The sequence below is a fragment of the Zeimonas arvi genome, assembly GCF_008039575.1.
Lineage (GTDB): Bacteria > Pseudomonadota > Gammaproteobacteria > Burkholderiales > Burkholderiaceae_E > Zeimonas > Zeimonas arvi.
This window is the reverse complement of record NZ_VDUY01000002.1, coordinates 116,339-129,726: the sequence shown is the minus strand read 5'-3', so window position 1 is coordinate 129,726 and position 13,388 is coordinate 116,339. Positions and strand designations below refer to the sequence as shown.

Here is a 13,388-nt window from a genome sequence, read left to right as displayed (position 1 = left end):
TTTCGGTGGCGCTCGGCTTGCACGAATGTCCCGCAAGCCGGCGGGCCGCCTCCCGGGCCTGGACGGTGTTGCGTGCAGGGTCGTTCTCGCGCCCGACTTTCGGGCGTGACGCACCGCGATCGCCTTCAAGGACAGCGTCTGGCCACTTCAACGACCGTGTCTGGCCTCGTCGACGACCGTGCCTGGGCCGTTCAGGGGCCGGGTACCGGTAAAGCCGGGGGGTCGCGCTCGTCTTCTTCTTCGATCTCGGGGAGTTGCGGAACGCGGCGCGGGTCCAGGGTGAAGGCTGCGTCGCCGAAGGCGGTCAGCGCGGCTTCGCGGTACCAGTGGGCGGCGTCTCCCGGGCGCTCGAGGCGTTCGCAGAGACTGGCCAGCAGGGTCTGGGCGACCGGGTTGGGCGACTTGCGCTCGGCGCGCAGCAGGAACTCCTCGGCCTTGCCCCAGAGCGCTTCGGAGGCGCACAGGCGGCCGAGCGCCACCAGAAGCGAAGACTCTTCTCCCCAGCGCTGCAACCATTGCTCGGCGCGGGCGATCCGCTTGCGGCCGGGGATCGCGGTGAGCTCGGGCCAGAGCGCGATCAGGTCGGGATCGTAGCGCTGCGCGAGCGCATGCTCGACGATGCGGGCTGCCGGCTCGTGCAGGCCCGCGCGCAGCAGTGCCCGCACGGCGGCCAGCGCGACTTCCTCGATCTCGCGTTCGGGCGCCGGAATCTCGTCGAGGATGCGCCGGACCGTCTCGGCATCGTCGCCCGCTCCGTCGAGCATCGCGCGCAGCGCTCGCACGCGCGACACGCGCGCAGCCGGCGCTTCGATCGCGCTGCGCCGCTCGAGCTGGCGAACATGCTCGAGCACCTCGGGCCAGTGGCCCAGCTGTTCGTGGGCGCGCAAGGAGAGCCGCAGCGCGTGGATGTGCCGGGTGCCGCGCACCTGCACGTCCGCGATCGCGGCCAGCGCGTCTTCGGGCCGGCGGTCTTCGAGCGCCAGCTCGGCCTCGGTCATGCGGCGCGCGTTCTCGACGGCCGGCACGGCGGTCGCCGATTCGATCCAGCGATCGCGCCGATCGGGCTCGCGCATCCGCTGGGCCGAACGGGCTGCGATCAGCGCGGCCGAGCCGGCCAGCGCATCGTCTGAAAGGGCGCCGCGGGCGAGCCGCTCGGCCCGGCCAAAGCGCCCTTCGAAGAAGGCGAGCAGGCTGTCGCGAAGCCCTGCCAGCGCCTTGTCGCGCTGCCGGCGTTCGCGGTATTCGCGCACCCTGCCCGGCAGGTTCAGCGCTCCCGACAGCACCCCGAACAGCAGGTGCAGCAGCAGGAAGAGCACGATCAGGATCAGCACCGCCAGGTTGACCGACAAGTCGATCCGGTACGGCGGCCAGAGGATCGCCACGTTGCCGTGGCCCACCCGCATCAGCAGGGCGATGCCGACAGCGGCCGAGACGACGATCAGCAGCCAGACGACGCGGCGCATCGCGGCCCCCCGGCTCAGCGCACCGCGGCGCGCGCCTTGCGCACCGCCGCGAGGCTGTCGTCGATGCGCGGCGGCTCGAGCACCAGCCTGGCGTCGAGCATCTGCCGCAGCTGGTTCTGCACCGCGATCACGTTGCGGTGCTCGCCGTCGTAGTAGCTGTGGATCCAGCGGCGGGCGCGCTCCAGGTCTGCGCGATAGGCGTCGCCGTTGCGCGAGAGCAGCGCCAGCCGGGCGTTGAGCAGCATCAGCCGGAGGTTCTGGCGCAGGAAATAAGCCTGTTGGGGCGCGACCAGCACGGCATCGGGCGAATCGACGCGACGCACCCGGAAGAGGTCGCGCAGCTCCTTGCCGAAGGCGCCGAGCGTGGCACCGATCCGGTCGGCGGCCGAAGCCGCCGCGGGCGTGGGGGCGTCGGAACCCGAAACCGCGGACGGCGCCGGGGCGGCGCCCCCCGGTGCTGCATCGACCAGGCCGTTGGCGGTCTCGACCGGCTCGCGGATCGTGGCCAGCAGCGGCAGCTGGTCGAGCGCGGCGATCAGCGCGTCGAGGCGCAGCGCCAGCCGGCCGACATCGCTCGAGGGGTGCACGCGCAGGCGCTCGATGTCGCGCGCCAGCACGGCGCGAACCGGGCCCAGCCGCGCGTCGCTCTCGCGGGCGAGGCGAGCCTCGATGTTCTGGATCGCCGCGAGCACCGCTTCGACATCGGCGCCCAGCGCCAGTTGTTGCGCCGCCAGGGCCAGTCCCGATTCGGCCTCGGCAAGCGTGACGTCGAAGGAGTCCTCGGCGCGGTCGCGGAAGAGCTTCTCGACCTGCGCCTGCAGCCCCGCGGTCTCGGCCAGCTTGTTCTCGAGCACCGCGTTGCGACCCTGGAGATCGCGCAGCAGATCGCGCGACTGCCCGAGCATCGCATCGAGCGCGGCCAACTGCTGCTCGGTCGCCTGCAGCCGGCGGGCGATCTCGCCCTCGATCCGCTCGAAGCGCTGCATGGCCCAGGCGCCCACGACCAGCGCGATCACGATGGCGACGACGCCTGCCACCAGGCCGGCTCGCCCCGAGCCGCGCGAGGTCTCGGCTGCAGGCGCGGCGGAGCCCGGGGCCACTGGCATCGCCGGGGCCGCTGCTTCGCGCGCGGCCTCAGCGCTGCCGCCCTCGCTGCTCGCGTCTTCGCCGGTTCGTTTCTGCTCGGTATCAGTCACTGTCGCTTCCGCTGCGATGTTGGCGCTGCCCGGGGGCTTCCGCCACCCGCCGATCCGATTCTATCGCGGCGAGCAGCGCTTCCAGGCCAGGTTCGATCGGCGTAACCGATTTCCAGCCGAGCGTGCGCAGCCGGTCGGCGATGCGCGGATGGATCGCCAGCGCGTCGATGTCGCGCAGGCTGCCCAGTGCCCCGGGGCCCCCGGCCAGTTCGGCGAGCCGCTCGGCCGCCTCGACGGTGGTCACCAGCACGCGCACGCAAGAGGTCTCTCGTTCCGAAAGCCAGCGCGCCAGAAGGTCGATGCCGCCCCGATCCGGCTGCAACGCCGTCCGCCGATAGGCCTCGAACACCTCGGTTCGTGCGCCACGGGCAGCCAGCTCCCTTTCGATCCTCGGGTTTCCGCCCTCTGCCCGGACCACCAGGATCCGGCCGTGAAGCGGCGCGGCGAGCGCGGGCAGCGCCAGCAAGGCCTCGGCATCGTAGGCCGGCCCCGGGGGAACCAGCAATCCAGGGTGGCGGTCGCCCCCACGATCGGCCAGCACCGCAAGGCTGCCCGGGCCGACGACCGCGGGCGCGAGCCCGGAAGGCCAGCCGTCATGCAGGGCGTCGGCGAAGACCTCGATCGCGGTGGGGCTCACGAACACGACGCGATCGAAGCGCGCAAGGGCCGCCATCAGCGCGGCGGCGCCCGGCAATCCGGTCAGCGGATGCAAGGCCACGAATGCGAAGCGCAGAGCCTCGTGGCCGCGCTCGACGAGCACGCGCGCCAAGCTCGCGGCGCGCGGCTCGGGCAGCGTCAGGACGAGCCGAGCCACTGCGCTGCGCCTTGCTCCAGCAACCGGCGCGCAGCACGCTCGCCGATCCGCTCGGCCGATGCCCGGTCGGCCTGCGGGCAGCGTTCGACGGCCTCGACCATCGCGCTGCCGTCCTCGGCTGCCACCCGGGCCACCAGTTCGAGCCCTCCATCGGCGCGGGACACGCACCAGGCCGCGAGCGGCACCCGGCAGCTGCCGCCCAGCACGCGCGAGACCGCGCGCTCGGCGGCCACTTCGGCCGCCGTCTTCGGGTCGGCCAGCGGCGCCAGCCAGGCCTCGAGCTCCGGGCGCCCGGCCAGGGTCTCGATGCCGAGCGCACCCTGCCCCGCGGCCGGCAGGCTGAGCTCGGGCGGCACGATCGCCCGGATCCGGTCGGCCAGCCCCAGCCGCTTGAGGCCCGCCGCCGCCAGGATGATGGCGTCGTACTGGCCGCTGTCGAGTTTGGACAGGCGGGTATTCACGTTGCCGCGCAGCGGCAGGACCACCAGGCCCGGATAACGGTGCCGGATCTGCGCGGCGCGGCGCAGGCTGGAGGTACCGACCCGCGCGCCGGCCGGCAGCGCATCGAGCGAGGCGAAGCGACCGGAGACGAAGGCGTCTCGAGGATCCTCGCGCTTCATGACGATCGGCAGCGCGAACTGCGGGGCCAGCTCCATCGGCACGTCCTTCAGCGAGTGGACCGCCAGGTCGGCCCGGCCGTCGAGCAGCGCGACCTCCAGCTCCTTGATGAACAGGCCCTTGCCGCCGATCTCGTTGAGGGCGCGGTCGAGCACCTGGTCGCCGAGGGTGGTCATGCCGAGGATGGCGACCTCGCAATCGGGGTACAGCGCGCGAAGGCGATCCCTGACGTGCTCGGCCTGCCACATGGCGAGCCGGCTCTCGCGCGAGGCGATGACCAGGCGTTTCGGCAGGCCGCTCGGAGTCGTGGACATGCCGCTCAGCCGACCAGGTTCTTGACGATGGACCACTGCCGCCGGCTGACCGGCAGCCGCTCGGTCACGTCGCGCAACACCACCTGCCAGTACGGGTCGCCGCCCTCGGTGTCGCCTTGCGGCTGCACCCGCTCGAAGCCGGCGATCGACGGGCGCGCGACCAGCGCGTTGCGGTGGATGCGCACGAAGCGGTCGCTGAACTCGTCCTCGAGCCCGGTCAGCGACTCCTCGATCAGGTACTCGCGTTCCTTGGTGCGCACGGTGATGTACTTGAGCTCGGCCTTCAGGTAGATGACCTGCTCGAGCGGCACCAGGATCACGCGGCCCCGCTCGTGCACCGACAGGTGCCGGCGGCGGGTGTTGGTGGCCACGGCGAGCTCGTCGATCTGCTGAGCGTGCTCGCTGGGCAGCCGCGTGAGCGCCCGGCGCAGCGCCTGGCCCAGCCGCTCGGCGCGGACCGGCTTGAGCAGGTAGTCGATGGCGCGGACTTCGAAGGCGTCGACCGCGAATTCGTCGTAGGCGGTCACGAAGATGATCAGCGGCATCTGCCGGGGCGACTCTGCCGCCTGCGCGCGCGCCGAGATGTGCCGGGCGAGCTCGATGCCGGTCATGCCGGGCATCTGGATGTCGAGCAGCACGATCTGGGGCTGCGCGACCTCGATCTGCGAGAGCGCCTCGGGCGCGTTGGGCGCCTCGCCGACGATGCGGTGCGGGAAGTCGGGCGCCAGGTCGGCGAGCAGCTCGCGAAGCCGCGAGCGGGCGACCGGTTCGTCGTCAACGATCAGGATCGAAGGTACGTCTGACATCTCGGCGTCTTCTCTCTTTGCGGTAGGGAAACTGGACGACGACCCGGAACAGGCCGTCTTCCGCCTGGGTTTCGAGCTGCCCTTCCACATCGAAGGTCAGCGCAAGACGTTCGCGAACGTTGGACAGCGCCATGTGGTTGCCCGATCGTACCGGCGGCGCGTCCGGCAGCGGGTTCATGATCTCGACCCGCACCCGGTCGCTGTTGCGGGAGATCCGGATGCGGACCTCGCCCGGCTCGGTGCGCGGCTCGATGCCGTGATGGACCGCATTCTCCACCAGCGGCTGCAACAATAGCGAGGGCAACAGCGCATCGCCCGGCATGGCGCCGAGATCCCAGTGGACCTCGAGCCGGTCGGTGAGCCGCAGCTTCTCGATGGTCAGGTACTCCTTGCAGAGCAGCACCTCGTCGTCCAGCGGCACCAGCTCGCGGCTGTCCTTCATGAACACGCGGAACAGATCGGCCAGGTTCTCGAGCGTTCGCTCGGCCTGGCGCGGGTCGCTGCGCATCAGCCCGATCACGGTGTTCAGGCTGTTGAAGAGGAAGTGCGGGCGGATGCGCGCCTGCAGCGCCTGCAACCGTCCCTCGGCCTGCGAGGGCTGCAGCGAGACCAGGCGCAGGCGCAGGAACTCGGCGATCAGCCAGGTGATCGCGGCGGTCAGCGGCACCGTGTAGAAGGCGCCGAGCAGCAGGTCCGGCAGGCTGCGATTGCCATCCTGCACCCAGCCCACGAACACCGCGACCGCGAACGCCAGCATCGACGGAAGCGCCAGCGCCGCCGCCCACTGCGCCGGCCGCGGCCAGCCATTGACGATCCTGCGGGCGAAGCAGAATGCCAGCAGCGACAGCAGCGCGACCGGGTTGGCGACGGCGCCGGCGCGCATGGCGGCGGCGGGCACCGAGCGGATGTCCGGCGCCGCGACCAGCGCGACGAGCACCAGCGCGACGTTCAGCGGCAGCAGCACCCGTGCCACCGTGCCGAGGTTGCAGCAGTCCGGGAGCACCGGCAAGGCAGCACCATCGGTCAGTCGCCGGCGTCGCGGTGCCGGCGGCTGGGCATCGTTCATCGATCGTCCTTGTCGTCCTGGCCGCGGTTCGCGCCGCGCTCGGGCCATGCCCAGGACCCGCGCGGGTCGAACCGTATAATCGAGGGCCGATCGCCGCCCGACTCACGGTGCACGGCCGCCCCTTCCCCTTATCCGACCGATTATGACAGATCAATTCGCCAGGAAATCCGAGGCCTGGTCCGCGCGCTTCTCCGAGCCGGTGAGCGAGCTCGTCAAGCGCTACACCGCGTCGGTGGGCTTCGACAAGCGCCTCGCGATGGCCGACATCGATGGCTCCCTGGCGCATGCGGCGATGCTCGAATCGGTCGGCCTGCTCTCCGCCGACGACCTGAAGGCGATCCGCGCGGGCATGGAAACGATCCGGGGCGAGATCGCCAGCGGCGCCTTCCACTGGTCGATCGATCTCGAAGACGTCCATCTGAACATCGAGAAGCGCCTGACCGAGCTGGTCGGCGACGCCGGCAAGCGCCTGCACACCGCACGCTCGCGCAACGACCAGGTCGCCACCGACATCCGCCTCTGGCTGCGCGGCACGATCGACGACATCGTCGCGGCGCTCGAGGCGCTGCAGCAGGCGCTGCTCGCCAAGGCCGACGAGCACGCCGGCACGATCATGCCCGGCTTCACCCACCTGCAGGTGGCCCAGCCGGTGACCTTCGGCCACCACCTGCTCGCCTACGTGGAGATGTTCTCCCGCGATGCCGAGCGCATGCGGGACTGCCGCAAGCGGGTCAACCGGCTGCCGCTGGGCGCCGCCGCCCTGGCCGGCACCAGCTACCCGATCGACCGCGAGATGGTCGCGCGCGCGCTCGGCTTCGACGGCATCTGCGCCAACTCGCTCGACGCGGTCTCGGATCGCGACTTCGCGATCGAGTTCTGCGCCGCGGCGGCGCTGGTCATGACCCACGTGTCGCGGCTCTCCGAGGAACTGATCCTGTGGATGTCGCCGCGGGTCGGGTTCATCGACCTGGCCGACCGCTTCTGCACCGGCTCGTCGATCATGCCGCAGAAGAAGAATCCGGACGTCCCGGAGCTGGCCCGAGGCAAGACCGGACGGGTCAACGGCCACCTGGTCGCGCTGCTCACCCTGATGAAAGGGCAGCCGCTGGCCTACAACAAGGACAACCAGGAGGACAAGGAACCTTTGTTCGACACGGCCGACACCGTGCTCGAAACCCTGCGCATCTTTGCCGACATGAGCGGCGGCATCGCCGTGAGGGCCGATCGCATGCGCCAGGCCGCAGCCGAGGGCTTCTCCACCGCCACCGACCTGGCCGACTACCTGGTCCGCAAGGGCCTGCCCTTTCGCGACGCCCACGAGGCGGTCGCGCGGGCGGTGCGCGCTGCCTCCGACCGCGGCGTGGACCTCTCCGAGCTTTCGCTCGACGAACTGCGGGCCTTCTCGCCGCTGGTCGGGGCCGACGTGTTCGAGGCGCTCACGCTCGAGGGTTCGGTGAACGCCCGGAACCACCCCGGCGGCACCGCCCCCGGACAGGTGCGGCAGGCGATCGCGGCGCACCGGCAGCGGCTTGGCGGCTGAACGACCGGAGAGAAGCTTGAATCTTCGCCTCGACCCCGACACGCTCGCCCGACCGAACGGATTCGTTCACGTGGTGCGCAGCACCGGCCGCGATACGGTCCTGGTCTCGGGCCAGGTCGCCTACGACGCCAACGGCACCATCGTGGGCCGTGGCGATCTCGCCTTGCAGACGCGACAGGTCTACGGGAATCTCGCGAAAGCGCTGGCCGCCGTCGGCGCCACCCTGGACGACCTGGTCAAGACCACCCTGTTCGTCCGCGATCTCGATCCGGAGAAGGCACGGATCGTTCGTGCGGCCCGAGCGCCATTCATGGCCCCGGACCGCCTGCCCGCCAGCACGATGGTCGGGGTGTCGTCGCTCGCCCACCCGGACCTTATGCTGGAGGTGGAGGCGATCGCCATGGTGGCGCCGGCCCAGCCGCTATAATCGGCCGTTCCGGAACCCCCGCGGGGCCGATCGCCAGGCGGGTGCCGGCGGTGCACCCCGACACGATGAACGACACAGAGCCCGAGCCGCGCCGACCCGGCGCCATTCCCCACCCTGCCTTCACGGCACCGCAACGATGACCGAGATCTTCATCCTGCTCGGCCTCATCGTGCTGAACGGCCTGTTCGCGATGTCCGAGATCGCACTGGTCACCGCGCGGCGCGCGCGCCTGCAGAAGCTCAAGGACGACGGCGACAAATCGGCGGCCGTGGCGCTGGCGCTGGGCGAAGACCCGAATCGCTTTCTGTCCACGATCCAGATCGGGATCACCTCGATCGGCATCCTGAACGGCATCGTCGGCGAGGCGGCGCTCGCCGCGCCCTTCGCGGACTGGCTCGAAACGCTCGGTGCCACACAGCCCTGGTCTGACTACGCCGCCACCGCGCTGGTCGTCGTGGTGGTCACCTACGTGTCGATTGTGGTCGGCGAGCTGGTGCCCAAGCGGCTCGGCCAGTTCAGTCCCGAAGGCATCGCCCGCTTCGTGGCGCGGCCGATGACCTTCCTGTCGCTCGCCTCCAAACCCTTCGTCTGGCTGCTCTCGAAGTCGACCGAGCTGCTGCTCCGGGTGATGGGTGCGAACCGCGAAGCCGGCCCCTCGGTCACCGAGGAGGAAATCCACGCGATGCTGGCCGAGGGCTCGCAGAGCGGCGTCATCGAGCAGAGCGAGCACGCGATGGTTCGCAATGTGTTCCGGCTCGACGACCGGCAGATCTCCTCGCTGATGGTGCCGCGCCCGGACATCGTCTGGCTGGACCTGAGCGACCCGATCGAGGACAACCTGGCGACGGTGGCGAACACCGTGCACTCGCGCTTCCCGGTCTGCGACGGAGAGCTCAACAACGTGCGCGGGATCATCCACACCAAGCAGCTGCTGGCGCGTTCCTTGACCGGAAAGAGCTTCGACCTGACCCAGGACCTGCAGCCCGCGCTCTTCGTGCCCGAGACGCTCACCGGAATGGAATTGCTCGAGAACTTCCGCTCGTCGAATGCGCACTGCGCGCTGGTCGTCGACGAGTTCGGCGAGATCCAGGGCCTGATCACGCTGCAGGACCTCCTCGAGGCGATCACCGGCGAGTTCGGCGCCCCCGACGAGGAAACCAGCTGGGCGGTGCAGCGCGAGGACGGCTCCTGGCTGCTCGACGGCCTGATCCCGATTCCCGAGCTGAAGGACCGGCTCGAACTGCGCGCGGCACCCGACGAGGAACGCGCACGCTACCAGGCGCTGGCCGGCATGCTGATGCTCCTGCTCGGCCGGATGCCGCAAACGGGCGATACCGTGGTCTGGGAGAACTGGCGATTCGAGGTCGTCGACATGGACGGCAAGCGGATCGACAAGGTGCTGGCCAGCCAGGTCTCGCTCCCGCCGGACGAAGATTCGGGCGAGGACGCCGGCGCCTGACGCGCGCCGCCGGCCTGCCGGACGAGAGGAAAGCCGATGATTGCCATGCTCCAGCGCGCGCTCGCGCGCGTCGCGGCGGTTGCCGCCCTGCTCCTCGGCGCGGCGCTTGCCGTCGTGCTGGGCCTTTTCACCCTGCTGTCGGGCCTGGCGATCGGGCTGGTCGCGGCGATCGCCGCCTGGTTCGGCGCCCGGGGCCGCCGCAGCGCCTCCCAGGGGCCTGCCGACGGTCCGTTCGGCCGCGGTTCGGCCGGGAGCCGGCCCGGGGGCGCGGTGATCGACGTCGAGATGCGCGAGATCGAACCGGGCAGCACCCGCAGCCCGGCAAGCGAGCCGAAGGAGAGCGAGCGGTCCCGATCGGCCGATGACCCCGGCCCCGATCGGCCGCAGCGCTGAGCGTTCCCGGCGACGCTTGGCCCGCAGGGCCCGGAATGCGCGCCGCGGGAGCGTGGCCCCTTACTGGTAGATGACCTTCGGCAGCCAGGTGGCCAGGGCCGGGAAGCTGAGCAGCAGTGCGATCGCCACGATCTGCAGCGCGACGAAGGGAACCACTCCCTTGTAGATCATTCCCGTGGACACGCTGGACGGCGCGACCCCGCGAAGATAGAAGAGGGAGAACCCGAAGGGCGGCGTCAGGAAGCTGGTCTGCAGGTTCACGCCCACCAGCACCCCGAGCCAGACCGGATCGACGCCCAGGTTCAGCAGCACCGGCGCGGTGATCGGGATCACGATGAAGATGATCTCGAAGGTGTCGAGGATGAACCCGAGCAGGAACATCACGAACATCACGACGATCAGCGCCCCGATCGCTCCGCCCGGCAGGTCGGTCAGGAACTCGTGTACCAGGTCGTCGCCGCCCATCATCCGGAACACGATCGAGAACACCGCAGCGCCGAGCAGGATCACGAAGACCATCGAGGTGACGGTGGCGGTAGCGATCGTCGACTCGCGCAGCATCGCAAAGCTGAACCGCTTCTTGGCGATCGCGAGGATCATCGCGCCGACGGCACCGACCGAGGCCGACTCGGTCGGCGTGGCAATGCCGCCCAGGATCGAGCCGAGCACCGCGACGATCAGGGCGAGCGGCGGGAGCAGCGCGGTCAGCACGTCGCGACCGAGCGCGGCCTTCTCCGCTTCGGTGACGACCATCGCCGGACAGGATTTGGGATCGAAGACCGCCTTGTAGATCGTGTACAGGAAGTACAGGCCGACGAGCAGCAATCCGGGGATCATCGCGCCGGCGAACAGATCGCCGACCGACACGGGCGTGGGCGCGAAGTTGCCCTTGGCCATCTGAACCTGGGCGTTGATGCCTGCCAGCATGTCGCCCATGAAGATCAGCACGGTGGACGGCGGAATGATCTGGCCCAGCGTGCCCGACGCGCAGATCACGCCCGAGGCGAGCTTCGGGTCGTAGCCAGCGCGCATCATGGCCGGCAGGCTGATCAGGCCCATGGTCACGACGGTGGCGCCGACCACGCCGGTCGAGGCCGCGAGCAGCGCGCCGACCGCGATGACCGAGAAGGCCAGCCCGCCGCGCAGGGTGCCGAAGACGCGCCCCATCGTGGTCAGCAGTTCCTCCGCGATCTGCGATCGCTCGAGCACCGTGCCCATGAAGATGAACAGGGGCACCGCGACCAGGACCTCGTTGGTCATGAAGCCGACGTAGCGCGAGGCGAGCGCCCCGAAGTTCGATGGATCGAAGACCCCGAGCAGCCAGCCGACCAGCGCGAATATCAGCGAGGTGCCGGCCAGCGAGAACGAGACCGGGAAGCCGATGAGCAGCGTCGCGATGACGCCGAGGAACATGAAGACGGCGAGGATCTCGCCGAGCAGGACGGAATCCATCGTGGCTTATCCCTGACCGTAGCGGAACTGCGCGGGCAGCAGGTGTTCCCGCCCGGCGAGTACGAGGATGCTGCGCGCGAGCATCGCGATTCCCTGCAATCCGACCAGGACGACGAACGCGAGGATGAAGGCCTTCAGGATGAACAGGCCGGGCATGCCGCCCGGGTTCGCCGAGCCCTCCTTGAGCATCCACGAGCGCTGCACGTACTCGAAGCCCCAGAGCCAGACGACCGCGCAGAACGGGAGCAGGAAGACGATCACGCCGACCATGTCGAGCACCGCCTTCTTTCGCAGCGGGGCCGGCCGATAGAAGATGTCGACGCGCACATGGCTGTCGGTGAGCAGCGCGTAGCCGGCCACGGCCATGAACATGGCGCCGTTCAGCCAGACGTAGAGATCCTGCATCCACAACTGCGTGGTCGAGAACACGTAGCGCTGGACGACGACGGTGAAGCAGACGACGACCGCGGCGAACGCGAGCCAGGAAAAGGTCTTGCCGACGAGCCCGTTCAGGCGCCCGATGGCGGTGACGATCAATGCGAGCGACTTCATGTTTGCTGCCTCCCGGGGGATGGCATTCCGGGTCCGGGCTCTCGAAACGACCGAAGGCCGCGGGGTGCCGCGGCCTTCGGGATCTCCGGCCGCGCCGCCGGGGAAGGCGGCTGGCCGGAAAGGCCTGCCCTTACTTCAGCTTGAAGTACTTCTGGCGGGCCAGCAGGTACGGAAGGTCGGTCGCCTCGGCACGCGCGCGCATCAGGTTGAGCGCGGACAGGAAGCTCTCGACCGTCTTCTTGGCCAGCGCGTTGTCGCTGCTGCGCAGCGCCGTCATGACCTCGACGGCGGCCTTGGCGCCGGCCTCGACGATGTCGTCCGGGAACTGGCGGATGGTCACGCCATGCTTGGTCATCAGCGTTTCCAGGGCGCGCGGGTCGTTGGCGTAGAAGTCCGAGGCGACCTGGTCGTACTCGGCCTGGCAGGCGGTGCGGACGATCTCCTGCAGGTCGGCAGGCAGGGCCTTGAACTTCGACTTGTTGACCACGGCCTCGGTGGCCAGGCCCGGCTCGACGAAGCTCGACATGTAGTAGTTCTTCGCCACCTGGTGGAAGCCCAGGGCCAGGTCGTTGTACGGGCCCACGAACTCGGCCGCGTCGAGCGTGCCGCTCTGCAGGGCCTGGAAGATCTCTCCGGCCGCCAGGTTGGTGACCGAGGCGCCCAGCTTCGCCCACACCTGGCCGCCCAGGCCCGGCGTGCGGAAGCGAAGGCCCTTGATGTCGGCCAGGCTCTTCAGCTCCTTGCGGAACCAGCCGCCCGTCTGGGTGCCGGTATCGCCGGACAGGAAGCCCTGCACGCCGAACTGGTCGTAGATCTCGTCCCAGATCTGCTGGCCGCCGAGGAAGCGGACCCAGGCCGCCAGTTCGCGCGAGGTCATGCCGTAGGGCACGCCAGTGAAGAAGGACAGGCCCGGGTTCTTGTTCTGCCAGTAGTAGGCGGCGCCGTGGCTCATCTCGGCGGTGCCGTTGATGACCGCGTCGAGCGCCTGCAGAGGCGGAACCATTTCACCCGCCGCGAACACCTTGATCGTCAGGCGGCCGCCGGACATCGTGGTGATGCGCTTGGCCAGGTTCTCGGCGCCCACGCCCAGGCCCGGGAAGTTCTTCGGCCAGGTCGTGACCATGCGCCACTCGATCTTGCCCTGCGAGATGGCGGGGGCGGCCAGCGTGGCCGCGCCGGCGGCTGCGCCGGCGGTCAGGGTCTTCTTCAGTGCGGAACGGCGATCCATGTACGGTGTCTCCTTGGAACGAATCGTTGAGACCGGCCGGCAATCCGGTTGCCACGGCTT

At 69.9% G+C, this 13,388-nt stretch carries 13 protein-coding genes; 4 read left to right on the top strand and 9 right to left on the bottom strand.

Going from position 1 to position 13,388, the window contains the following annotated elements:
- Positions 1–191: 191 nt before the first annotated feature.
- Genes FHP08_RS05045 through FHP08_RS05020 form a run of 6 tightly spaced genes read right to left on the bottom strand, consistent with a single transcriptional unit; the run spans position 192 to position 6,277 of the window.
- Positions 192–1,463, bottom strand: a complete 1,272-nt coding sequence (locus FHP08_RS05045; RefSeq protein WP_147703243.1) for a heme biosynthesis HemY N-terminal domain-containing protein — start codon at positions 1,461–1,463, stop codon at positions 192–194.
- Positions 1,464–1,477: 14 nt separating this feature from the next.
- Positions 1,478–2,659, bottom strand: coding sequence for a uroporphyrinogen-III C-methyltransferase (locus FHP08_RS05040; protein ID WP_147703242.1), 1,182 nt, complete (start codon positions 2,657–2,659; stop codon positions 1,478–1,480).
- The gene (locus FHP08_RS05035; protein WP_187272174.1) at positions 2,652–3,473 is read right to left on the bottom strand and encodes a uroporphyrinogen-III synthase; all 822 of its coding nucleotides are present in this window, start codon (positions 3,471–3,473) and stop codon (positions 2,652–2,654) included. Before FHP08_RS05035 ends, FHP08_RS05040 begins: the two co-directional genes overlap by 8 nt.
- The gene (gene hemC, locus FHP08_RS05030) at positions 3,455–4,405 is read right to left on the bottom strand and encodes a hydroxymethylbilane synthase (RefSeq protein ID WP_147703240.1); all 951 of its coding nucleotides are present in this window, start codon (positions 4,403–4,405) and stop codon (positions 3,455–3,457) included. Before hemC ends, FHP08_RS05035 begins: the two co-directional genes overlap by 19 nt.
- 5 nt (positions 4,406–4,410) lie before the next feature.
- Positions 4,411–5,211, bottom strand: coding sequence for a LytR/AlgR family response regulator transcription factor (locus FHP08_RS05025; protein WP_147703239.1), 801 nt, complete (start codon positions 5,209–5,211; stop codon positions 4,411–4,413).
- Positions 5,180–6,277 (bottom strand): sensor histidine kinase, encoded by a 1,098-nt coding sequence (locus tag FHP08_RS05020; protein WP_187272173.1) that lies wholly within the window; start codon positions 6,275–6,277, stop codon positions 5,180–5,182. The genes FHP08_RS05025 and FHP08_RS05020 overlap by 32 nt, the downstream gene beginning before the upstream one ends.
- Before the next feature lie 142 nt (positions 6,278–6,419).
- On the opposite strand from FHP08_RS05020, the gene argH reads away from it, so the two are divergent.
- The 4 genes from argH to FHP08_RS05000 all read left to right on the top strand — a co-directional run bounded on the left by argH (position 6,420) and on the right by FHP08_RS05000 (position 10,096).
- Positions 6,420–7,817, top strand: a complete 1,398-nt coding sequence (argH, locus tag FHP08_RS05015; protein ID WP_147703237.1) for an argininosuccinate lyase — start codon at positions 6,420–6,422, stop codon at positions 7,815–7,817.
- Between the two features lie 16 nt (positions 7,818–7,833).
- Entirely contained in the window at positions 7,834–8,244 is a 411-nt protein-coding gene (locus FHP08_RS05010; RefSeq protein WP_147703236.1) for a RidA family protein, read from the top strand.
- Positions 8,245–8,380: 136 nt separating this feature from the next.
- Positions 8,381–9,703 (top strand): hemolysin family protein, encoded by a 1,323-nt coding sequence (locus tag FHP08_RS05005; RefSeq protein ID WP_147703235.1) that lies wholly within the window; start codon positions 8,381–8,383, stop codon positions 9,701–9,703.
- Positions 9,704–9,739: 36 nt separating this feature from the next.
- Positions 9,740–10,096: a hypothetical protein gene (locus FHP08_RS05000; RefSeq protein WP_147703234.1), complete on the top strand. Its 357-nt coding sequence runs from the start codon at positions 9,740–9,742 to the stop codon at positions 10,094–10,096.
- A 60-nt stretch (positions 10,097–10,156) separates the two neighbouring features.
- Here the strand turns inward: FHP08_RS05000 and FHP08_RS04995 are convergent, their stop codons facing one another.
- From FHP08_RS04995 to FHP08_RS04985, 3 genes are all read right to left on the bottom strand, one after another.
- On the bottom strand, positions 10,157–11,548 hold the full coding sequence (locus FHP08_RS04995; RefSeq protein WP_147703233.1) for a TRAP transporter large permease: 1,392 nt from the start codon (positions 11,546–11,548) through the stop codon (positions 10,157–10,159).
- 6 nt (positions 11,549–11,554) lie between these two features.
- Positions 11,555–12,100 (bottom strand): TRAP transporter small permease subunit, encoded by a 546-nt coding sequence (locus tag FHP08_RS04990; RefSeq protein ID WP_147703232.1) that lies wholly within the window; start codon positions 12,098–12,100, stop codon positions 11,555–11,557.
- Positions 12,101–12,230: 130 nt separating this feature from the next.
- Positions 12,231–13,328, bottom strand: coding sequence for a TRAP transporter substrate-binding protein (locus tag FHP08_RS04985; protein WP_147703231.1), 1,098 nt, complete (start codon positions 13,326–13,328; stop codon positions 12,231–12,233).
- Between the last annotated feature and the right edge of the window lie 60 nt (positions 13,329–13,388).

What these genes read in the sequence shown, in the direction of transcription:
- FHP08_RS05045 (WP_147703243.1), bottom strand. Translation starts at nt 1,463, where the DNA reads ATGCGCCGCGTCGTCTGGCTGCTGATCGTCGTCTCGGCCGCTGTCGGC.
- hemC (WP_147703240.1), bottom strand. Translation starts at nt 4,405, where the DNA reads ATGTCCACGACTCCGAGCGGCCTGCCGAAACGCCTGGTCATCGCCTCG.
- FHP08_RS05025 (WP_147703239.1), bottom strand. Translation starts at nt 5,211, where the DNA reads ATGTCAGACGTACCTTCGATCCTGATCGTTGACGACGAACCGGTCGCC.
- FHP08_RS05020 (WP_187272173.1), bottom strand. Translation starts at nt 6,277, where the DNA reads ATGAACGATGCCCAGCCGCCGGCACCGCGACGCCGGCGACTGACCGAT.
- argH (WP_147703237.1), top strand. Translation starts at nt 6,420, where the DNA reads ATGACAGATCAATTCGCCAGGAAATCCGAGGCCTGGTCCGCGCGCTTC.
- FHP08_RS05005 (WP_147703235.1), top strand. Translation starts at nt 8,381, where the DNA reads ATGACCGAGATCTTCATCCTGCTCGGCCTCATCGTGCTGAACGGCCTG.
- FHP08_RS05000 (WP_147703234.1), top strand. Translation starts at nt 9,740, where the DNA reads ATGATTGCCATGCTCCAGCGCGCGCTCGCGCGCGTCGCGGCGGTTGCC.
- FHP08_RS04995 (WP_147703233.1), bottom strand. Translation starts at nt 11,548, where the DNA reads ATGGATTCCGTCCTGCTCGGCGAGATCCTCGCCGTCTTCATGTTCCTC.
- FHP08_RS04990 (WP_147703232.1), bottom strand. Translation starts at nt 12,100, where the DNA reads ATGAAGTCGCTCGCATTGATCGTCACCGCCATCGGGCGCCTGAACGGG.
- FHP08_RS04985 (WP_147703231.1), bottom strand. Translation starts at nt 13,328, where the DNA reads ATGGATCGCCGTTCCGCACTGAAGAAGACCCTGACCGCCGGCGCAGCC.